At 60.7% G+C, this 22,102-nt stretch carries 19 protein-coding genes; 16 read left to right on the top strand and 3 right to left on the bottom strand.

The features are described 5' to 3' along the window. Window positions 1-28: 28 nt before the first annotated feature. The gene (gene flgK / locus NYP16_RS03470) at window positions 29-2,137 is read right to left on the bottom strand and encodes a flagellar hook-associated protein FlgK (RefSeq protein ID WP_274942719.1); all 2,109 of its coding nucleotides are present in this window, start codon (window positions 2,135-2,137) and stop codon (window positions 29-31) included. A gap of 512 nt (window positions 2,138-2,649) precedes the next feature. Between flgK and NYP16_RS03465 the strand changes: the two genes are divergently transcribed. The 14 genes from NYP16_RS03465 to NYP16_RS03400 all read left to right on the top strand — a co-directional run bounded on the left by NYP16_RS03465 (window position 2,650) and on the right by NYP16_RS03400 (window position 19,220). Beyond that, window positions 2,650-4,401, top strand: a complete 1,752-nt coding sequence (locus NYP16_RS03465) for a flagellar hook-length control protein FliK (protein ID WP_274942718.1) — start codon at window positions 2,650-2,652, stop codon at window positions 4,399-4,401. 14 nt (window positions 4,402-4,415) lie between these two features. Further along, window positions 4,416-5,093: a flagellar hook assembly protein FlgD gene (locus tag NYP16_RS03460; RefSeq protein ID WP_274942717.1), complete on the top strand. Its 678-nt coding sequence runs from the start codon at window positions 4,416-4,418 to the stop codon at window positions 5,091-5,093. A gap of 113 nt (window positions 5,094-5,206) precedes the next feature. Further along, the gene (locus tag NYP16_RS03455) at window positions 5,207-6,556 is read left to right on the top strand and encodes a flagellar hook protein FlgE (protein ID WP_274942716.1); all 1,350 of its coding nucleotides are present in this window, start codon (window positions 5,207-5,209) and stop codon (window positions 6,554-6,556) included. 201 nt (window positions 6,557-6,757) lie between these two features. Next, window positions 6,758-7,045, top strand: a complete 288-nt coding sequence (gene sciP, locus NYP16_RS03450) for a CtrA inhibitor SciP (protein WP_274942715.1) — start codon at window positions 6,758-6,760, stop codon at window positions 7,043-7,045. 170 nt (window positions 7,046-7,215) lie between these two features. Then, window positions 7,216-8,907 (top strand): flagellar basal-body MS-ring/collar protein FliF, encoded by a 1,692-nt coding sequence (gene fliF / locus NYP16_RS03445; RefSeq protein WP_274942991.1) that lies wholly within the window; start codon window positions 7,216-7,218, stop codon window positions 8,905-8,907. An 11-nt stretch (window positions 8,908-8,918) separates the two neighbouring features. Then, window positions 8,919-9,926: a flagellar motor switch protein FliG gene (gene fliG / locus NYP16_RS03440; RefSeq protein ID WP_274942714.1), complete on the top strand. Its 1,008-nt coding sequence runs from the start codon at window positions 8,919-8,921 to the stop codon at window positions 9,924-9,926. Next, window positions 9,916-10,599, top strand: coding sequence for a FliH/SctL family protein (locus tag NYP16_RS03435; RefSeq protein WP_274942713.1), 684 nt, complete (start codon window positions 9,916-9,918; stop codon window positions 10,597-10,599). The genes fliG and NYP16_RS03435 overlap by 11 nt, the downstream gene beginning before the upstream one ends. Before the next feature lie 61 nt (window positions 10,600-10,660). After that, window positions 10,661-10,951 (top strand): flagellar motor switch protein FliN, encoded by a 291-nt coding sequence (fliN, locus tag NYP16_RS03430; RefSeq protein WP_346742465.1) that lies wholly within the window; start codon window positions 10,661-10,663, stop codon window positions 10,949-10,951. A 1-nt stretch (window position 10,952) separates the two neighbouring features. Further along, a complete protein-coding gene (locus NYP16_RS03425) occupies window positions 10,953-11,714 on the top strand; it encodes a motility protein A (protein WP_274942711.1) in 762 nt (253 codons plus the stop codon). Between the two features lie 56 nt (window positions 11,715-11,770). Further along, window positions 11,771-13,156, top strand: coding sequence for a sigma-54-dependent transcriptional regulator FlbD (gene flbD / locus NYP16_RS03420; RefSeq protein WP_274942710.1), 1,386 nt, complete (start codon window positions 11,771-11,773; stop codon window positions 13,154-13,156). A 52-nt stretch (window positions 13,157-13,208) separates the two neighbouring features. Beyond that, the gene (gene flhA / locus NYP16_RS03415; protein WP_274942709.1) at window positions 13,209-15,317 is read left to right on the top strand and encodes a flagellar biosynthesis protein FlhA; all 2,109 of its coding nucleotides are present in this window, start codon (window positions 13,209-13,211) and stop codon (window positions 15,315-15,317) included. Window positions 15,318-15,342: 25 nt separating this feature from the next. Beyond that, on the top strand, window positions 15,343-16,347 hold the full coding sequence (locus NYP16_RS03410) for a flagellar biosynthesis protein FlhF (protein WP_274942708.1): 1,005 nt from the start codon (window positions 15,343-15,345) through the stop codon (window positions 16,345-16,347). Beyond that, window positions 16,344-17,180, top strand: coding sequence for a MinD/ParA family protein (locus NYP16_RS03405; RefSeq protein ID WP_274942707.1), 837 nt, complete (start codon window positions 16,344-16,346; stop codon window positions 17,178-17,180). Before NYP16_RS03410 ends, NYP16_RS03405 begins: the two co-directional genes overlap by 4 nt. Window positions 17,181-17,186: 6 nt before the next feature. Further along, on the top strand, window positions 17,187-19,220 hold the full coding sequence (locus NYP16_RS03400) for a hypothetical protein (RefSeq protein WP_274942706.1): 2,034 nt from the start codon (window positions 17,187-17,189) through the stop codon (window positions 19,218-19,220). Here NYP16_RS03400 and NYP16_RS03395 read toward each other — a convergent pair. Then, complete coding sequence (locus tag NYP16_RS03395; RefSeq protein ID WP_274942705.1) at window positions 19,210-19,605, bottom strand: M67 family metallopeptidase; 396 nt, start codon at window positions 19,603-19,605, stop codon at window positions 19,210-19,212. The genes NYP16_RS03400 and NYP16_RS03395 overlap by 11 nt on opposite strands. Next, window positions 19,605-19,994, bottom strand: coding sequence for a hypothetical protein (locus NYP16_RS03390; RefSeq protein ID WP_274942704.1), 390 nt, complete (start codon window positions 19,992-19,994; stop codon window positions 19,605-19,607). The genes NYP16_RS03395 and NYP16_RS03390 overlap by 1 nt, the downstream gene beginning before the upstream one ends. A gap of 86 nt (window positions 19,995-20,080) precedes the next feature. On the opposite strand from NYP16_RS03390, the gene NYP16_RS03385 reads away from it, so the two are divergent. Next, window positions 20,081-21,067 carry an RluA family pseudouridine synthase gene (locus NYP16_RS03385; protein WP_274942703.1) on the top strand — a complete coding sequence of 329 codons (987 nt, stop codon included), beginning with the start codon at window positions 20,081-20,083 and terminating at the stop codon, window positions 21,065-21,067. 128 nt (window positions 21,068-21,195) lie between these two features. Continuing rightward, window positions 21,196-22,101 carry an RNA polymerase sigma factor RpoH gene (rpoH, locus tag NYP16_RS03380; protein WP_274942702.1) on the top strand — a complete coding sequence of 302 codons (906 nt, stop codon included), beginning with the start codon at window positions 21,196-21,198 and terminating at the stop codon, window positions 22,099-22,101. Window position 22,102 lies beyond the last annotated feature (1 nt).

The raw sequence follows: 22,102 nt of genomic DNA, 5'->3' as shown, positions 1-22,102 counted from the left end.
GTCCCCTCCTTCAAATTCTGTTTATCCATCACACGACATTGAGCAGCGCATCATACATCTCACGCACTGTGGTGATGATGCGCGCCGCCGCATTATAGGAATTCTGAAAAATCACCATGTTCGACATTTCCTCGTCCAGATTGACGCCGGAATAATCCTGGTAACGCTTGCCCACATCGTCGGCGAGCGCCTGGGTATCGGTCCTGCGGCTCGCCGTCAGATCGGCCGCGAGGGAAATACTGCTGAGAATGGTCGCATTATATTGCCCGATGGTCACACTGGTGCCCGCAAGACTGCCGGTGGCCGGAAACTTGATCACTTTGGTGGCGAGCGCATCGAACGCCTTGGCGCCCTCATTGTTGCTGACCGACAGCGCACTTTGCCCGACAGCGGTTCCATAGCTGAGCTGACCAAGCGCCATGCGTTGCGGCTGTTTGGCGATCTTGCTCACAACCGAAAGACCCGTCGCCTGATCGGCCAGGTAACGCGCGCCGATGCCGAACAGGCTCGATAAGGTGACGCCGGTGCCGCCCCGGAAACTGTTGTCCGTTTTGACATTGAGCGTCACCGACTCATATCCGACTTTCGGCGTCATCTTGATCTGCCCGCTCGCATCCAGCGAAAAGGTCATCATTTTCCCAAGACCATTGATGTCATTGAGATCGGTCAGGATGTCATTGAAATTCCCGGCCGGGATATTGAGCGTATAAGACGTCAGCAGCTTGTTGCTGCCGTCCAGGACATCGAAACTGACCGTGCTGCCCGCCGTAAAGCCATTCGGATCGGTGCCGGTGAAGCCCGTGGCGTAATCGGTGCCGACCTTCGAGGTCACGATATCGTTCATGCCAAAGAAATGCGAAAACCCGACCTCGCCACGCTTTGAGGGATTGGCCGGATTATCGACCATGGCGACACCATTGCCGGCCCCGTTCGCCGTCAAGCTCATTACCCCATTGGTAAGCGACAGCGTGCCGCTGCCACCAAGCCCGGCGTTGACGGCCGCGACCACGTCATCAAGGGTCGCGTAACTTGAAAAATTGATGGCCACCTTATTAACAACAGTGCCCGTCGCATCGGTCACAACGAATTCCGTTTGGCCGGTGAAGCCATGGGGATCGGTGCCGAGCATGCCGGTCTGTTTGCCGATCAGGCTTGCGGGCGGCGGATAGGCGCTGCTCGCGTTATGAACCGCGTTCAGTTCATTGGCCACGGTACCGGCCAGACGGCCAAGTTCGTTGGCCATGTCCGGCAAAATCTTGTCGCGCATATTGAGGAGCCCCATGAGCTCCCCGCCCGAAAGCGACCCATCCAGTGGAAAGCCAACCGGGCTTGCCTGCTTCGTGGTCGGATCGACCACATGCATGGTGATGGCCGAAAAGCTCGTCTCCGACGTCACCATGCCGGGAGCCGTATAGCGCAGTTCATAGCGCGCCCCGCCAAGCAACAACGTACCCGTGGAGGTCGTCACATAGGACGACCCATCGGCCTGCGGTTGCACCCGGATATCGATCAGAGACGATAGTTTGTTCAAGGCCGCGTCACGCTGCTGTTCAAGCCCGCCGGTGGCGTTCCCCAGGACCTTTTCCTTGATGATCATGGGATTGAGGGCATCGATCTGTTTCAGAAGTGAATTGATGGTGTTCACATTCTCGGAGATCTGGTTGCTAGCTTCCGTGCGCAGATTCTGGACCTCACTGGAGAGACGCGAGATTTCATTGGCGAAATCCTCGATCCCGGCAATGGCGTCCTGCCGCAGCACGAGCTTGCTGGTGTCCTGTGTGGTGGCGCCGACCTTGGCGAGCAAACTGTCAAGCCGCCCGGCGAGCGACGTGTTGCTGTCCGGCCGCCCGAGCAGCATCTGCACCCGATCATGAAATGCCGTTTCCACCGCATAGCGACTGGCCGACCCGGTGGTGCTCAGCATGGAGTTTTTCAGGAAGTTATCGACCACACGCTCGATCGACGCGACCTTCACCCCTGTGGAGGAGGCCCCATTGATGATTGATTCCTGGCGCACGACCTCGCGCACATAGCCCGGCGTGTTGACATTGGTAATATTGGCCGCTGTCACGCCCATGGCCGACTGGCTGGTATAAAGCCCGGACAGTGCCGTATTCATGACCGAAGTAAGGGACATGATCAAATCTCCCGATCAGCGGAGTAGGGCGGCAACTCTTGCCCGCCACAGTCCGAACCTTGGCCCGCAACAGTCCGGCAACAGGCAAAAACTGCCCAAGCCGTCTTTGTGGACAGGCATGCGGATGCTCCGGGCACCCGTGCCCTGCTGTTCTCTGAAAGTCTTGAGAAACCCTGCATTTTCCGTCCTTCTACCGGCCTGTGAGCGACATTCTGCGGATCGTCGCCATATCAGTCTCGCAACCACTGTCGCAAAGACCGTGCCAATTTCACCTTCACCCTCAAAAGACCATCTGTTGCCTGGTAGTTTTTGCCCCCGGGCAAGATTTTGCCGGGCGGCTTCACGACCCTCATGCGGCCGAAATCCCGGAAATCAGCTAGTTTCAGGCCATTTCAAAAACTGGCCCGATGCTTGCTTCTATGGGTTCGGACGACCGTGAAATCGGATCATCACACCGCCCGGACCCAGCCGAAGCTCAAGGTCCCGGCCCCAACAGACTTTTAAGGACGGCTATGACGATCGGACTTCTGACGCAATTGTTCGCCAGCATCGGCGGCACCGCATTGGCGGGGCTCGGCAGTCTTGTGAAATCAGGCGAGCAGACAACTGACGATGCCGCTCTCAAAGGCAACGGCGGACAGGTCCAGCAAAAATTCGCCTCAATCCTGGCCGCGCTCACCAGCGCGCAAGGGAGCGCGGCCGCTGCGCTCGAGGGCACCACGCCCGGAACTATGCAGGACCCCGTCGCCACGTCCCCGCTCGGCACGATGATCCTGCCGCAATCGGCCATCACGCCCCCCAACCTGACCGACGGCAAGGCTCTGATAACAGCGCTCGATACTTTGGCCAAACGTTTGGGGGCGGTCTCAACGGATGGTGCCGTGGACATGACCAAGCTTGCCTCCATGCTCGGCGTGACGACCGAGCAGATGGTCAGCTTCAAAGACAGCCTTCAAAACCTTGGCCCTGTGAATGCCCTCGCCAAACCGGCAGAGATCGCACTTCCGCACAAGCTCCCGATCGACAACGCGTTATCTGACGAGCCGACGGACGACATCCCGGAGGACGACAGCGCCGCGCTGGCCGAGACCCTTATTCCTTTTCTGATGGTGATCGCAGCCCTGCCTGCCGCCGCTGAACAGGTGACCGGTGCAACCGCGAGCGACCTTGCCACTACGATTGCAGCCAGTCGTGCGGCTCCGGCCCATCAGGAGATTGCGGAAAATACCCTCCCAGACGAGACGGCCTCCGATGTTCTCGCATCACCAGCAGATGCGGCGCCGGATACGGTGCACCCACACGCAACCCCCGGGCAGCAATTGGCCGCCTCCCTGATCGCCGCAACCCTGAAAGCCGCAGCTCCCGTCGTCGCAACCACGATGGAAACGCCAGCCGCGGCACCCGAAGCCGCACCGTCCACCGCCGCCAGCAATATCGCCGCTCAGACGCAGATCAAATCCAACACAGCCGCTGAACATCAGATCGACAATCGCACCGATCGCAAGTCGCTGCTGCGCGAAGCAAAAGGCAAACCCACGGTCGCAGCATCAGACAGCAAAGCGGCCAGCAAATCCGAAAATACCCACGACGTCACCACCAAACCCCGCGTCGACAGCACGGCACCGAGCGCAGACAGCAAACGCCCGACCGCCAATGCAGCCACCGAACTTGCGCTCAATCTGCAAAAAGCTTTTGCCGCCAGCGATGGGCAATTTGATGACACCATAGAGGCGACGGACGGCTTCGCTGTCATACGAGGCAGCGGGCTTGCCGACCTCAGCACCGGCGCAAGCGCGCTCAGATCCTCCACAAGCACCCCGAACTGGGCACCGTTCGGCGCTTATGTGGCCGGTCAGGTGGGCATGCAGATCAGCCGCGCCATCAAGGACGGCAATGACAATTTCAAGATCCGTCTCGATCCGCCGGAACTTGGCCGCATCGACGTCAAACTGGAAATTGCCAGTGACGGCCGGATCAATGCCGTCGTGGCAGCCGACAATGAAAAAACCCTGCAATTGCTGCAAAAGGAACAAGGCACCCTTGAACGGGCTCTGCAGGATGCAGGGCTTAAAACCGACAGCGGCAGCTTGAGCTTCTCTCTCAACAGTCATCAGCAAAACACCCGTGATGATGATGACCGCAACTTTTCTTCATCCGGCCGCGGGCGCGCCAGGACCAACCTGTCCACCGACGCCGGTGATATTTCGACAACGGCAGCGATCCGGATGACCATTTCCGATCGCGCCCTTGATATCCGCGTTTAAAGCGAGGACCAGCCATGACCACCATCGACAATAATTATGGAGGCGCGACCGGTCAGGCCGCCTCCGCCGGACAAAAGCTCGCCGGGGACATGCAGACCTTTTTGAAGCTGCTGACGACTCAGTTGCAACATCAGGATCCGATGCAGCCGATGGATTCAAAGGAATTCACGCAGCAGCTTGTAGCCTTCAGCGGTGTTGAACAGCAAATCACCACCAACCAGAACCTGGAAAAGCTGATCTCCCAGGTCAATTCGCAGGAGATGTCCTCCGCCGTCAATTTCATCGGCCGCGACGTTCAGGTGCTGACCACATCAAGCAAGCTCGCCGACGGCAAGGCCAGCTGGAGCTATGCGCTCGACCTGACCGCCGATAGCAACGCCATCACCGTCAAGGATGCAACCGGCAACACCGTCTATAAAGGGAGCGGCGAAACCAAGGCCGGAGCCCATCAGTTCACCTGGGACGGCAAGGACATGAACGGCACTCAGCTGCCCGACGGCATGTATACGCTCGAAATCGCGCCAAAAACCCAGAACGGCACCGCCGTCGCCCATGACATCTTCATGCGCGGCGAGGTTGAGGGCGTCGAACAGGTGAACGGCCAATATTATCTGTCGGTCGGCGGCATGCTGATCCTGCCCACACAGGCCCAGTCCATCTATTCAAAAGCAAAACTGGACGCAACGACCTGACCTATTCCGTCTCTCAGAAGCGAGAGACACGGCCCGCAATCCCGGGCCACCAACACGGATGATATATCATTTTTCGCCCGCCATGCCGGGCCCCTACAAATGGAGAAACGTCCATGAGCCTCTATGCAGCGCTTTATTCTGGTGTGTCCGGCCTCGGCGCTTATTCGAGCGCCCTCGGCATGATTTCAGACAACATCACCAACATCAACACGGTGGGCTACAAGGAAACGCGGGCGCGCTTTTCGACGCTTGTGACCGAAACCCGGTCGGCCAACCGATATTCACCGGGCGGCGTACAGGTTCTGCCGCAGAACCTCATCAGCAAGCAGGGACTGCTGCAATCCTCAAGTTCGGCCACCGATCTCAGCATCGACGGCGCCGGGTTCTTTGTCGTCCGCCAGGACACGAAAAACAACGAAGCCGTCGCCTTCACCCGCGCCGGATCCTTCACCCCGGACGCAGCCGGATTCCTGCGCAACACCGCCGGTCAGTATCTTCTCGGCTTCCCGCTGGATGAAGAAGGCAATCCGCCATCAACGCGCAGCACCGAACAGCTCGTGCCGATCACCATCTCGGGCCTGACCGGTACCGCCCAGGCCACCACCAAGATCGACCCTCTGCGCGGCAACCTGCAATCATCGCAGCCGGTCAGCAGCGACGTCACCGGCGGCATCTATGACATGACGGATCCGACCAAGAACATGGCTGGCAACGGGGTTGCGCCCGACTTTGTCCGCAACATTCAGGTGTTCGACAGCATGGGGACGCCCCATAACCTGACCTTCGGCTTTCTGAAATCCGCCGCCACCAACGAATGGAACGTGGAAGTCTGGTCGACCGACGGCCAGAATGTCACCCCCCTTCCCGGCGGCCAGATCGCCAGCGGCACGCTCGCTTTCAATTCCGATGGCTCGCTGAACAAGGTCGGCAGCTCGCCGGCACTTCTCGGCGCACTCAATGTCGACTGGAACTCCGCATCGGGCGCGGCCAAAGCCGCCAACAGCACTATCGCCCTCAACTGGGGCAGCAATGGCGATGTCGATGGCTTTACCCAGTTCGACACCAACTCGACCCTGATTTCATCGTCGATCAACGGCGCCCGGTTCGGTAACGTGAACGGCGTCTCGATTTCAAAGGACGGCACGGTGACGGCGCTCTTTGACAACGGCCTGCAACGCCAGGTCTATCAGTTGCCGATCGCAGTGTTCCAGAACCCCGACGGCCTGACACGGCGTCAGGGCAATTCCTACAGCATGTCGGATGACTCCGGCGTCTTCACGCTGCAGGTGGCCGGAGATGGTGGATCGGGTGCCGTAGCCCCTTCGACCCTCGAAGCCTCCACCGTCGACCTCGCCCGCGAGTTCAGCGAGCTTATCACGGTGCAACGCGGCTTCTCGGCCTCGACCAAAGTCATCACCACCGCTGACCAGATGCTGGATGAATTGAACAACATCAAACGTTAACACTAGCGTTAACCTTTGACGGCGGCTTGCGGACTCTCCTGCAAGCCGCCGTTTTCTATTGTTTTTCGGCAACCCGCATAACGCAAGGTAGGGAGAATTGCAGGCAATTTTTAATATCCATTAACCGCAATCTTTAGAGCTTTCTTAAGTGCCTGTCCTTTAAGGTCATCTTGCGCTTTAGAGGCGGAGTTAATTTACGAAATGAGTATCGAACGAAAAATGCGACCGACCCATGTGATCGGCCCTACCGGCGAACCCCTGACGCTCGGCGACCTGCCCCCGGCCAACACCCGGCGCTGGGTGATCCGGCGCAAGGCGGAAGTTGTCGCGGCGGTAAGAGGCGGCCTTTTATCGCTCGACGAAGCCTGTCAGCGCTATACCCTGTCGGTTGAAGAATTCCTGTCGTGGCAACGCGCCATCGACCGTGACGGCCTGCCCGGCCTCAGGACCACCCGGGTTCAGCAGTATCGCAGCGCCGAAGCGCGCTAGTCAGACCGCCATCTGCGGCTAGGCAAATTTTGCCTATATTTAACCACTTGCTAACTTTCTTGCTGCTACCTTGAGCCGTAACAGATGGTTGCGGCTCACCGCTTTGCGTGAGCGCGCCGCCGGCCATCATTCTGGCTCGGGTTTTATAAGGTAGCGATCTCGTGAACGGCATGCTTCAGTTCTTTCGCGGTTTGGGGCCCACCCGCCTTGCGGCCATGGCGGCCGTCGGCGCCACACTGATTGCTTTTTTCTTCTTCATCACCATGCGGCTCGCCGAGCCCAAGATGGCGCTGCTCTATTCCGACCTCGAATCCGGTGACAGCGCCAAGATCATCGCCAAGCTTCAGGGCATGACGATCCCTTACCAGGCGTCCGAGGATGGCTCGACCATTCTTGTCCCGAGCGACAAGGTGCTGGATCTCCGGATGAACATCGCCCAGGAAAACATCGTCGGTTCAGGTTCCATCGGCTATGAGCTGTTCGATAAAAGCGACGCCCTCGGCACCACGAGCTTTGTCCAGAACATCAATCATGTGCGCGCGCTTGAAGGTGAGCTGGCGCGCACCATCCGGTCGATCAACAGCATCATTTCGGCCCGCGTCCATCTGGTCCTGCCGCAACGCGAGCTGTTCAGCCGCGAAGAACGCAAACCGAGCGCCTCGATCGCCGTCAAGACCCGTGGCAGTTCCCTGAACGCCGGGCAGATCCGCGCCATTCAAAACCTGGTCGCCTCCGCCGTGCCTGACCTTGAGCCGACCCGGGTGTCGATCATCGACCATCGCGGCGTGCTGCTGGCCAAGGGCATTTCCGGTGATGAAACCGACATGCTTGCCTCGACCATGGAAGAAAAGCGCATCAATTACGAACGCCGCCTGCGCGAACAGATTGAAACGCTGCTCGAACGCTCCGTCGGCCTTGGCAAGGTGCGAGCCGAAGTGGCCGTTGAAATGGACATGAGCCGCGTCACCACCAATTCCGAGCTTTACGATCCGGAAAGTCAGGTGGCGCGCTCGACCGTGACCGTCAATGACCATTCGAACGAATCCCAAAACAACAAGGACGCAGGGGTCTCCGTCGCCACCAACCTGCCGGACGCAGACACCCAGCAGGCCGGAAACGCGCAAACCAACAGCACCATGGCAGCGCGGTCGGAAGAAACCGTCAATTACGAGATTTCCCGCACCACCAAGGTCGAAGTCCATGAAGCCGGAACGGTCAAGAAACTGTCAGTGGCGGTGCTTGTGGATGGAAATTATGTCACCGGCCCGAACGGCGAGAGCAACTACACCCCGCGTTCCCCGGAAGAACTGGCCAAACTGACGGCGCTCGTGCGCTCCTCCATGGGGTTTGACGAAAAACGCGGCGACCATGCGGACGTGATCAATATGCGCTTTGCCGATGTCGAAGGCTCGGCACCCTCGGCCATCGACATTAATATTCTTGGTTTCAAGAAGGATGACCTGTTCCGGCTGGCGGAAATCTTCGTTCTTGGCCTGGTCGGCATTCTGGTGATTTTCCTGGTGCTGCGTCCGCTGATCAACCGCATTTCAGGCCAGGGCACGCCCGCGCTCACTGGCCCCGGGGGTGACTTTGGCGGGCCGCAGATGGGCACGCTTCTTGGCAGTGACATGGTGGCCCTGCCGCCCGCAGGCAATCTTCCGCAGTTCCCTGTCGATGAAAATGGCCGCCCCTTGACGGCGCGTCAGATCGCCGAACGGCCCGGCGGCCTTGAAACCGCCATCGAGGTCGCCTCGATCGAAAGCAGGGTGCAAGGCTCCGCCGTCAAGAAAGTTGGCGAACTCATCGAACGTCATCCCGAAGAGGCCGCCGCCGTCGTCCGCAATTGGCTTTATGGTAGCTAGAGACTAAATATATGCCCGATATCAGCGATATTTCCGGACCCGACAAAGCCGCCGCCCTCATGCTGGCGCTCGGCGATGAATATGGCCGTCCGATCTGGAACCTTCTCGACGAGGAGGAGGTCAAGGAACTCTCGAACGCCATGTCGTCGCTCGGCCGCGTCGACGCCAAGGTGGTCGAGGAACTGTTTCTCGATTTCGCCGCGCAGATTTCGTCGGTGGGCTCGCTCACCGGCACCTTTGACAATACCGAACGGCTGCTGACCAAGGTTCTGCCCGAAGACCGCGTTTTCCAGATCATGGATGAAATCCGCGGCCCTGCGGGGCGCACCATGTGGGACAAGCTTGGCAATGTGAACGAAACCGTTCTCGCCAACTATCTCAAGAACGAATATCCGCAGACGGTGGCCGTCGTGCTGTCGAAGATCAAGGCCGAGCATGCCTCCCGCGTGCTTGCGAACCTGCCCGACGAATTCGCCATGGAAGTCATCATGCGCATGCTGCGCATGGAGTCGGTGCAAAAAGACATTCTCGACAAGGTCGAACAGACGCTGCGCATCGAGTTCATGAACAACCTCGCCCGCACCACGCGCCGCGACAGCCATGAAGTCATTGCCGAGATTTTCAACTATCTCGACCGCAATGCCGAAACCCGCTTCCTGTCGGCCCTTGAAGACCGCAACCGTGATTCAGCCGAACGCATCCGCGCTCTCATGTTCACCTTCGAGGATTTGAACAAGCTCGATCCGGGCGGGGTGCAGACGCTCTTGCGGAATGTCGACAAGAACAAGCTCTCTATCGCCATGAAGGGCTCGTCGGACGCGCTTCGGGATCTGTTCTTCACCAACATGTCCGAACGCGCCGCCAAGATCCTCAAGGAAGATATGGAGGCCATGGGCCCCGTGCGTCTCCGCGACGTGGACGACGCCCAGATGGAAATCGTGAACCTCGCCAAGGACCTTGCGGACTCGGGCGAAATCGTGCTCTCGGACAATAAGGGCGAGGATGAACTTGTCTACTGAGGACAACATCAAGGCCGTGCGGAAATTCACCTTCAGCGCCAATTTCGCCGCGCCGAAGCCGCAGAAGCAGATCATCCCGACCTTCTCGTCGGAAGAACTTGACGTGGCGCGTCAGGCCGCCTGGGCCGAAGGCGAGGCTGCAGGCCGGCAGGCCATGCTCGGCTCGATCGAAAAGGTCGTGGCCGATGCCTCGGTGCTGATCGCACAATCCCTGCGCGGCCTGTTTTCCGAAGAAGACAACCGCAACGAACAGATGAAGATCGACGCAACGACCCTCGCCCATGCCTTCGCCCGGAAGATTGCTCCGCGCGCGTTCCGGACCGCCCCGCTCGACGAAATCGCCGATATGGTCAATGACTATGTGGCGCTCTGCTATAACGAGCCGCGCATTGTCATCCGGGTCGCCGATCCCCTGGTCGACCCGCTGAAGGAGCTGTCATCGCGCATCGCAAGCGATCAGGGTTATATTGGCAAGATCGTCATTCTCGGTGATGCCCGCCTACAGGGCAGCGACTGCAAGATCGAATGGGCTGACGGCGGTGCCGAACGCAACGAAGAAAAACTGATGCATGACCTTGATCGCCTCGTGGCCCGCTATATGGAGGCCCGCCGGCGTGCTATTGCAGCATCGGACAATGAACAGATGACGGAGCAGGACCATGGCCAGCAATAACGGCAGCCCGACCGACGAATATGGCGCATCGACCGATGTCAATTTGCAGGACCTGTCCGGCATGCAGGGCGTCGCCAACAGCGACGACGACGCCGAACTCCATACCGCGGGCGAGCTTGAAGCCGTGTTTGACGTGCCGGTCAATGTCTCGGCCGTGCTCGGCAAGTCCTATCTTCAGGTCAGCCAGCTTTTGAAGCTGGCCCCCGGCGCGGTGATCGAACTCGATCGCAAGGTCGGCGAGGCCATCGATATTTACGTCAACAATCGGCTCGTCGCACGCGGCGAGGTGGTGCTGGTCGAAGAACGGCTTGGCATCACCATGACCGAAATCATCAAGGGTGACGGCCAGTAACATGACGACGCTTCTGGGTCTCATTGCCGGGTTTGTTCTGCTGATTGTCGCCATGACCATGGGCGGCTCGCCGCTGTCGTTTCTTGACGGCCCCGCGATCCTGATCGTATTCGGCGGCACCCTGGCGGTGACGGTCATCAGCTTTTCCCTTGAGGAACTGCGACAGGCGCCGCGCACCCTTTGGAGCATGTTGCGCAACTCGGCAGCCGACCCGCGCAAGGCGGCGGCAACCATGATCAAGCTGTCGGAACGCGCCCGCAAAGACGGCCTCTTCGGGCTTGAACAAATCAGCAAGGCGATGTCGGACGATCTGTTTCTCCATCGCGCCATGCGTCTGACCGCAGACGGCACCACGGCCGACGAGATCGAAAAGATTTTGAAAACCGAAACCTATGCCGCGTCCGCGTCACAGATGACCGCCATCAATATCCTGCGCCGTGCCGCCGATGTGGCTCCGGCCATGGGACTGATCGGCACGCTTGTGGGACTGGTGCAGATGCTTGGCAGCCTTGACGACCCGAGCAGCATCGGTCCGGCCATGGCGGTTGCGCTTTTGACCACGTTTTATGGCGCCATGCTCGCCCATATGCTGTTTCTGCCGCTTGCCGCCCGCGCCGAACGCATTGCCCGCGACGAGGCGCTGTTGCAATCCGTCTATACGATCGGAGCCGCCGCCATTGGCCGCAAGGACAATCCGCGCCGCATCGAGACCCTGATCAACACCATTCTGCCACCGCAAAAACGTATTCAGTACTACAGCTGAGCCAATTTTTCGCTGAGACAGAATTTCTCAGCCCGCGTCACCGAAGGAGACATCCAATGCGTCTGATCATCGTTGGAACCTTGAACGGACAGTTGAGCCAAGCGAGCCGCATCGCCATGGATAAGGGCGCACGCGTCGTCCATGCCGGCGAAGCCGAGACCGCGCTCAATGTGTTGCGCGATCAGGGCGGCGACCTGGTGATGATCGATGTGGGGCTTGACGTCAAAAGCTTCATCGATCAGATCCGCTCGGAACGCATGGCGGTGCCGGTCATCGCCTGCGGCATCGGCTCCGACAGCCGTCTGGCCGTGGCCGCCATTCGCGCCGGGGCCAAGGAATATCTGCCGCTGCCGCCGGATGCCGAACTGATCGCCGCCGTGCTTGAAGCCGTGACCGACGACAGCCATCAGTTCATCTATCGCGATCCCATCATGCTCAATGTGGTGCGGCTTGCCGATCAGGTCGCGCCGTCCGAAGCGAGCATCATGATCACCGGCGAAAGCGGCACCGGCAAGGAAGTGATGGCGCGTTATGTGCATCGCCGCAGCCGACGCTCGGGTGGCCCCTTCATTTCGGTCAACTGCGCTGCCATCCCGGAAAATCTGCTGGAATCCGAACTGTTCGGCCATGAGAAGGGCGCCTTCACCGGCGCCGTCGCCCGCCGCATCGGCAAGTTCGAGGAAGCGAACGGCGGCACGTTGCTGCTGGATGAAATCAGCGAAATGGACGTCCGGCTTCAGGCCAAACTGTTGCGCGCCATTCAGGAACGTGAAATCGACCGCGTCGGCGGCGGCAAGCCGGTGAAGGTCGACCTGCGCATCGTCGCCACCTCGAACCGCGATCTCGCCGAGGAAGTCCGGAAAGGCACTTTCCGCGAGGATCTGCTGTTCCGTCTCAATGTGGTCAATCTGCGCATTCCGTCGCTCCGGGACCGGCCCGAGGACATTCGCACGCTATCCGGCCATTTCATCGACAAATATGCCGAGGTCAATCGCGTGCCGCGCCGCCCGCTGTCGCTTGACGCGCTCAATCAATTGCTGCGCCACAGCTGGACCGGCAACGTGCGCGAACTGGAGAACACCATGCATCGCGCCGTACTGCTTGCCACCGGCGACGATATCGGCCCCGAAGCCATCCTGTTGCCCGACGGTCAGCCCCATGCAGCCTCAAGCTTCACGAGCCCCGCCAGCGCCGACGCGACGGATGGCAGTCAGGCTGCGCAGACTGTCGCCGGACAGACCATGGTCGGCCGCACCGTGGCCGAAGTCGAACGCCATCTGATCATCGACACCCTGAGCCATTGTTTCGGCAACCGCACCCATGCCGCCAATATCCTTGGCATTTCCATCCGCACGCTCAGGAACAAGCTCAATCAATATGTGGACGAAGGAGTCCCTGTCCCGCTGCCGGGCGAAGGCCAGAAAGCCATGGCGCGGGATTGACCGCCCCCGCCATGACCAGCCGTGACCTGCATGCAGACAATGAGAAACGTTCATGAGTGATGCCACCGGCACTCCGCAAGGATCTGGCAATTTTACCAAAGCCAATATCCTAGACTACATGAGCCAAAGGACAGATATCGCCCTCGCCCTTGGCGTGGTGTCGATGCTGGTGGTTCTGTTCGTGCCGATGCCGCCCTGGCTGCTTGATTTTTCGCTGGCGATCTCGATCACCTTTGCGGTGATGGTGCTGATGACCAGTCTGTTCATCAACCGGCCGCTCGAATTCAGCGCCTTCCCGACCATTCTTTTGATTTCGACTATGTTGCGGCTGTCTCTGAACGTCGCTTCGACCCGTCTCATTCTCAGCAAGGGCCATGAAGGCACCGCCGCCGCCGGTCACGTCATCGAAGCCTTTGGCAATTTCATGATGGGCGGCAATTTCGTTATCGGGATCATCGTCTTTATCGTGCTGTTGATCGTGAATTTCATGGTCATCACCAAGGGCTCGGGCCGTATCGCCGAAGTGGCGGCGCGGTTCAGCCTTGACGCCATGCCCGGCAAACAGATGGCCATCGACGCCGATCTCTCGGCCGGTCTCATCGATGAACAAAGCGCGCGCACCCGGCGCAAGGAGCTTGAGGACGAAAGCACCTTCTTCGGCTCCATGGACGGGGCCGCCAAATATGTCCGTGGCGACGCCATCGCCGGGCTGCTGATCACCTTCATCAATATCATCGGCGGCATCATCATCGGCGTTGCGCAGAACGGCATGAGCTTTGGCGACGCCTCGAAAACCTATACCCTGCTGACGGTGGGCGACGGTCTGGTCAGCCAGATTCCGGCGCTGATCATTTCGACCGCGGCCGGTCTGATCGTTACCAAGGCCGGGATTTCAGGCTCCACCGACAAGGCGCTGTTCGGTCAGCTCAGCAATTACCCGCGCGCCTTGTTCATGAGCGCCGGACTGATGGCCGCCCTGTCGCTGTTGCCGGGCCTACCTATGCTGCCGTTCCTCGCACTCGCCGGGCTCACCGGCTATGCCGGTTACAGCATCTCCCGGAAACAGGATCAGCAGGCGGCCGATGTGATCGAACGGCGGGATGCCCCATCGGATCTAGCCCCGGCTGAGGAGCCGATTTCAACCGCGCTCGCCATCGACCAGATCCGGCTTGAGCTCGGGTATGGCCTGCTGCCGCTGATCAATGACGAACGCGGCCATCGCCTCACCGACCAGATCAAGGCGCTCAGGCGTCAGCTTGCCACCGAAATGGGCTTTGTCATGCCGTCGGTGCGCATTCTCGACAATATGCAGCTGCCCTCGACCAATTACGTGCTGCGCATCAAGGAAACCGAAGCCGGACGCGGCGATCTCCGCCCCAATATGCTGATGGTCATGGACCCGCGCGGCGAACGCGTGAGCCTGCCGGGCGAGGAAACCACCGAACCCGCCTTCGGCCTGCCGGCGAGCTGGATCGATTTGTCGCTGAAGGAAGAAGCCTCGTTCCGGGGCTATACGGTGGTCGATGCCGGAACCGTGGTGACAACCCATCTGACGGAAATCATCAAGGACAACATGTCCGATCTCCTGTCCTATGCCGAAACGCAGAAGCTTCTGGACGATCTGCCGCCGGAACAACAGAAACTGACCGCCGATCTGGTGCCGAACCGCATCACGGTGTCGGGCATTCAGCGCATTTTGCAAAATCTGCTGGGCGAACGCATCTCGATCCGCGACCTGCCGACTATTCTTGAAGGCATCGCCGAGGCTTGCGGCTATACCACCAATCTGGTGATGATCACCGAGCATGTGCGGGCCCGGCTCGCGCGTCAGATCAGCTCCGCCAACACCAACATGCAGGGCTTCATCCCGCTCATCACCATGTCCCCGGCCTGGGAGCAGGCCTTCGCCGAAGCGCTCGCCGGACAAGGCGAAGACCGCCAGCTGGCCATGAGCCCAAGCAAATTGCAGGAATTCATCAGCACCGTACGCGTCGCCTTTGAGCAACAGGCGCGGCTTGGTGAAATGCCGGTGCTGTTGACCAGCCCCGGCGTACGTCCCTATGTGCGTTCGATCATCGAGCGCTTCCGCCCGCAGACCGTCGTGATGTCCCAGAACGAAGTTCATGCGAAAGCCCATATCCGTACTTTGGCCCAGATTTGAGGCCCAGATTTGAGATTGACCGCAGATGAGGCTTAAGACCTTCTCAGCGAACAGCATGCAGGACGCCATGGCCCAGGTGCGCAAAAGCCTTGGGCCCGACGCCATTATCATATCAAGTCGCGAGCGTGACGAGAGTGGCCTTGTCCATGTGACCGCCGCCCTCGACCGCGAGCCCGTAGCGGAGCGCGCCCCCCCGACAGCCGCGCGCGGTCCGCATCTGGTCAGTCCGCCCGATGACGCCCTCCGCCTGCTGCTCGCCCATCATCGCCTGCCCGAGGATGTCCACAACGCCATCCTCAAAAGCGCCGCCGTCATTGACGACGACGATCCGGTCATGGCGCTTGCGGCGGCCTTTGACGGCCTGCTTCATTTTCTGCCTTTTGAGGATCGTCCGATACGGCCCTTGATGCTTATCGGCGCGCCCGGCGCGGGCAAGACGGTGACGCTCGCCAAGCTTGCGGCGGATGCCATTCTTGCCGGGCGCAGTGTCGCGATCATCACCGCCGACACCCTCCGCGCGGGGGCCATCGACCAGATCCGGACTTATGCGAAAATTCTTGAAATCCCGGCCGTGACCGCCGCAACGCCACAAGCCCTCGCCGACGCCGTGCGCGAGGCCGAGGCCGCCGATCACGACCTCATTCTGATCGACACCCCGGGCATCAATGCCTATGACCGCGACGACCTCGCAACGCTCCAATCCATGCTCGACGCTATCGACGCCGAACCGGTGCTGGTCGCCGCCGCCGGAATGGACGCGGTCGAGGCCCATGAATTCAGCATGCTCTATGCCGATCTCGGTTGTCGCCGCTTCATCGCCACCAAGCTCGATACCGCGCGCCGGTTTGGCAGTCTGCTGGCATTCAGCCATGGTGGACCGCTAGCCATCGCGGGCGCTACCGCCTCGCCCTTCATCGGCGACCGGCTTTCCAGCCTCAATCCGGTTTCCATGGCCCGCCTGATCGCGGCAACGCCCAAGAAAACCGTCACCTATCGCTCGTCCTCCTCAAAAACCCGGGTACAATCATGACCGTCACATTGGCAGATCTTCCCCGCCGTCAGGGCTCCAAAGATCCGCAGCTTGCCGCGCTCGACGGCCAGGCCACTGCAAAACGTGGCCGCAATCTTCTGACGGTGGCCTCGGGCAAGGGCGGGGTCGGCAAGACCTGGTTTTCGATCTCGCTCAGTCACGCCCTCGCCCGGGCCGGAAAGCGCGCGCTGTTGTTCGATGGCGACCTTGGGCTTGCCAACGTGGATATTCAGCTTGGCCTGCTGCCGACCCGCGATCTTGCCGCCGTCATTGGCGGACAGGCGAGCCTCAAGGATGTGGTCGAACGCTATAGCGACGAGAGCAAGACCGGGTTCGACATCATCGCCGGACGTTCGGGGTCAGGCGCGCTTGGCCGGCTGCGGCCGCAGCTGCTTGCCGAGCTGCGGGAAAAACTGATCAGCTTTGGCGAGGGCTATGATCATGTGGTGCTCGACATGGCGGCCGGGGTCGATGCGCAGGTGGCGACGCTTGCCGATCATGGCGGGCGCACGCTGGTGGTTGTGACCCCCGACCCGACCTCGATCACCGACGCCTATGCCTTCATTAAGCTGCACCGCCAGCGCGACCCGCAGGCCGAGATTCATGTGGTGGTCAATCAGGCCGGGGACCGTTTTGAGGCCCAGCGCACCTATGACACCATCAAACGCGCAGCCGAGAATTTCCTGAAATTCTCGCCGCCGCTGTTGGGCACCATCCGCCGCGACCGCAATGTGACGGCGGCCATCCGCGAACAGCGGCCGTTGCTGGCCCGCTATCCCCTGGCGCCTGCGTCCGAGGATGTCACCGCCATCGCCGCGCGGCTGATCGGTTAGCCGGATATGAGCGGGCCCGGATCATCATCGCTCCCCCCGCGCATCGCCTCCGGTCCGGAGCCGGTCACCCGCATCGACCGCCCGCAAAGCTCGTCCGATCAGCAACCGTCCGAGCAAACCCCACGGCAGGCGGGCACGCCCGTCACTCCCGCCGCCCCTGCCACAGTGGCCGAGAGCCCCCATCATGACCCGGCGGTGTCGCTCGCGGCGAGCTTTGCCCGTCTCGATCGCGGCGCATTGCTCGCCGGATTGATCAGCGGTCTGAGCCCCGAGGGCGACCCGGTGCTGCAAAGCCCAAGTGGCAGCTATGTGATCGAAACCACCGGACAGACCAGCAAGGCCCTGCTGACCGCCCTCAACACGGCGGAGACCGCAACCTTTGAAATCATCGCCACCGAACGGGTGATCGAGGCCCGCGTGATCACCCTCAATGGCAAGCCGCCACAGGGGCTCGGCCCGGACCTGACCCCCGCACTCGTCAAGCTTATCCTGATCAAAGCGCCCGAGAACACCGCAACGGGTCCGCTGCCCGCCCGGCCCGAGGCCCCCACTCCGACCTATCGCCCGCCTGTGTCAACACCTGCGGCACCGGGACAAACGAGTGCATCAGGGGACAGCAACGCCGATGAACCCTTGCCCATGCTGACCCGGATGCCGGCGCAGGCTTCGTTGGCGCAGGGCCAGGCGGTGCAGGGCCCATCTCCACAGGCTCTTTCGCCCCCGGAACCGGGCAGAACGGTGACCGCGCCAGTTCAAACGCCCCAACCGCAAACCGCGTCCCAGACTGTCCTGATGCCCTCCGCTCCGGCGCTTCCCCCGCCGGCCCCCGGGAGCGTACCGCTGCCTAATCCCGCTCTGCCCATGGAACCGGGCCCCACACAGGAACCCGCGATCGGCCGACCACTGCCGGCCTTGCTTGAAAGTCTGCCTGCCCCTGAGCGCCCGCAAGTGAAGGGCAGTGCGCAGCCTGCCGCTCCACTAGCTGCGCCACCCCGACCGGCTGTGGTCGTTCTGGATCGCATCCTGCCGCTGCCTGCAGCCTCCCCAGCACGGACACCGCCCTCTACTCCGTTGCCGCAGCAATCCATACCCGGAGAAATTCTAGCACCACAGTCGAACATCCCGCAGCCAACGCGCATCATGACCGCCGCCGGGATTGTCACCTTGGCGGAGCCTTTGCCATTGCCGCCCGGCACCCGGGTCATGCTGTCGCTGACTGTGGTTGAGCATCGGACTCCCCTTGCAGGCCTCGACCCGCTGGCCAAACTCGATCAGGCTTTCGCCCCCACGGCCCAGCCGCTCATGCGCAGTCTGCCGCTTGAAGAAACAGCGCAAATCCTGACGCAATCTCAAGCGCAGCCTCCGATCAAGGACTGGCCGAACCTTGAACTCGCCCTGGCCATGCTGAACCCGGCCCTGACTGAACGGATACTCGACAAACTTCCGACGCCCGAGCGGCTGATGACGCCGGTGACGCTGCTGTTCCTCTCAGCGCTTGGGCTGCGCAGTCCGGCCCGACTTATTTTCGGACGCGAGGGCCTAGCCCGGCTTGAGGCTCAGGGGCGCGGCGATCTGGCGAGGCTCATCGATGACGAAATCAGCAAGCCGCTGCTGTCCGCGCAAGACCGTAGCAGTGCGGACTGGCGCAGCATGCTTCTGCCGCTCCGCACCCCGGACGGCCTTCAGGCTATCCCGCTGGTGGTCCGGCAACTGGGCGGCAATGCTGATCCAGACGACAAAGACGGCAAGGCAAAAGACAAGGACCGGCCCGAGGAACGCGGCACACGTTTTCTGCTTGATCTGCGGCTGGGTGCCACCGGCAAGTTGCAGTTCGACGGCATGATCCGCGAGCGAACCTTCAATCTGATCCTGCGGAGTGAGAAGGATTTTCCGTCAAGCGCCGCAAGTCATATCCGCAGCCTGTTCCGGAGCGCCCTTGAGGAAAGCCGCTTCACAGGGGACATTCTGCTGCGGACGGAGCCGCCGGTCGCGGTCCAGACCACCGCCCCGCAAGGCCCGGCGCATAGTTTCAAGGCGTAAGGGCCAGCGCCTTGAACTCGGTGCCGTCGAACTCAAAGGCGGCGATCTCCACCGCCTGCCCGTCCGTCGCGGCGATCACCCAGACCAGGCCGGGATCATAAGCCTCCGCAAGGTCGACCTGAGACGGCAGGGCGTGGCCGTTCGGATGTGAATGATAATGCCCGATCACCCGCTCGGCCGTACCGCGCAGTTCGCGCTGAATTTTAAGATGCAGCGCCGGGTCCAGTTCGAACCTGTCCGGCTCGGCCCGGAGATTTCTTGCGGCGACAACGCGGTTGACCCTTCCGTCCGTGCCGATCAGCAAGCCGCAGCATTCCTGAGGAAAGGCGGCCTGTGCCGCCTCTGCAATCTGCTGCCGGTCGCTGAGGCTCAGGGACAGGGTCATCAGTTCTTCACTGCTTTCAGCACAAAGCGGCCGCGTTCAACCCCGCTCATGGCATCGAGCACGATCACCTGATCGACGCCGTCCTCGCCTTCGATCTGCAACAGGAGGGTGCTGGACTCGAGGGTGGTTTCAATAAGCTCTCCGCCCTTCGGCAGGGCCACCTCACGCACACCAAAGCTCGCGCCTGCCGGAACCATGGTTTGTTTAGCTGCAATCTCTGACTTCGGAGCTTTATTTTTGCCCCCGGTGATCATTTTATAGACCAAGACCCCAAGCACGACCAGAATCAGCAGGGTGAGCACGGCCACCACCCCCTTGAGGATGCGTTGCAGGCGGCGTTCCTGCGGCGACAGTTCGGGAATAGCGCGGGGATCGATATTCGGGGCCATGACATCCTCATGCAAACAGGGGCAATCTGGCGTCACCTTAAATCAACAGTCTTGAAGGGAACAGATTTCTCTGTCACCAAAGGCTCATGACCGACATATCAGACCAGAATTTCGACCTTGAAACCCTGCCGGAGGACGCCGGGCAGCGGCTTGACCGCGTGCTCGCCGCGCGCCTGACCAGCCTGTCGCGCAGCCGGATTCAAGACCTGATCGCCACCGGACAGGTGCTGATCGACGGCACCGCCGCCGCGAGCACCTCACTCAAGATCAAGGCCGGGCAGCGGGTGACGCTCCATGTGCCGCCGCCGGTCGATCCGCTGCCGCGCGGACAGGATATCCCGCTTGAGATCGTCTATGAGGACGCGCATCTCATGGTCATCAACAAACCGGCGGGGCTTGTGGTGCATCCGGCGCCCGGCAGTCTGGAAAGCACGCTCGTGAACGCCCTTATTCATCATTGCGGCGAGCACCTGTCGGGGATCGGTGGCCCGCTGCGGCCCGGCATCGTCCACCGCATCGATAAGGACACAAGCGGGCTCATGGTAGTGGCGAAAACCGACGAGGCCCATCTCGGGCTCGCCGAGCAGTTTGCCCGTCATGATCTCGATCGCGTCTATCATGCCATCGTCTGGGGCGCGCCCATGCCGCCGTCCGGCCGGGTCGAGGGGGCCATCGGCCGCCATCCGAGCAACCGCCAGAAAATGGCCATCGTCAAATCCGGCGGCAAGCATGCGGTGACCCATTACCGCACCCTGCGGCGCTTTGGCCCACAGGAAAAGCCGGTGGCCGCCCTGGTGGAATGCCGTCTTGAAACCGGACGCACCCATCAGATCCGGGTGCATATGACCCATCTTGGGCATCCTCTGTTAGGCGACAGCACCTATGGCCGCCTGACCCGCCACGTACGGGGCTTGAGCGCAGAACTCAAAGCCGAATTGCAAAATTTTCCACGTCAGGCCCTTCACGCAACAGTGATCGGATTCGTCCATCCTGCAACAGGGGAAACCTTGAAATTTGAAACCGGCTACCCATCTGACATTAGTTGCCTTCTTGAGAGTTTAGAGGGCTTATAAAAACGGCACCAACGCACGACAGGATAAGCAGTATTGGGACTGACTTTGACAAACGGGCGGTCTTGAGTTACTCTGGAAGAGTTCTAAACTATTGGTTGTGGCCTCAAGGCCGAAAGGGGAGAACAGACATGGCAAGAACTTTCAATTTACCCGCCGTTTCACCGGACGGCAGCCTGTCGCGTTATCTCCAGGAAATCCGCAAATTTCCCATGCTCGCCGCCGAGGAAGAATTCATGCTCGCCAAAGCCTGGCGTGAGCATGGCAATACGGAATCGGCGCATAAGCTTGTCACCAGCCATCTCCGTCTCGTGGCCAAGATCGCCATGGGCTATCGCGGTTATGGCCTGCCGGTCGGTGAACTGATCGCCGAGGGCAATCTTGGCATGATGCAGGCGGTCAAGCGTTTTGATCCCGATCGCGGCTTCCGCCTTGCCACTTATGCCATGTGGTGGATTAGGGCTGCCATTCAGGAATATATCCTGCGCTCCTGGTCGCTGGTGAAAATCGGCACCACGGCGGCCCAGAAAAAACTGTTCTTCAACCTGCGCCGCCTGAAGGGCCAGATTCAAACCATCGATCAGGGCCAGCTACGCCCCGAACAGGTGGAGGAAATCGCCCGCACGCTTGATGTCTCGACCGCTGACGTGATCAGCATGGAACAGCGCATGAGCGGCGCCGACCATTCCCTGAACGCGCCCATGCGCATCGATGGCGAAGGCGAATGGCAGGACTGGCTTGAAGACGACCGCGAGACCCAGGACGTGGTCATCGCCGACCGCGACGAATATCAGCAGCGCATGTCGCTTCTGAACGAAGCCATGGCCACCCTCAACGAGCGCGAGCGTCACATCCTGACCGAACGCCGCCTGAAGGAAGACCCGGCCACCCTTGAGGATCTGAGCAAGGTCTATGACATCAGCCGGGAACGGGTGCGTCAGATCGAAGTGCGCGCCTTTGAAAAGCTGCAAAAATCCATGAAGCATCTGGCTTTGGAAAAACACGGCCCGGGCATGTTGCCGGGGCCTGACGCCTAAT

Source organism: Govania unica, from assembly GCF_027920805.1.
Taxonomy (GTDB): domain Bacteria; phylum Pseudomonadota; class Alphaproteobacteria; order Sphingomonadales; family Govanellaceae; genus Govanella; species Govanella unica.
Note: the sequence above shows the minus strand (reverse complement) of the source record. Positions and strands in the feature narration are given on the sequence as shown.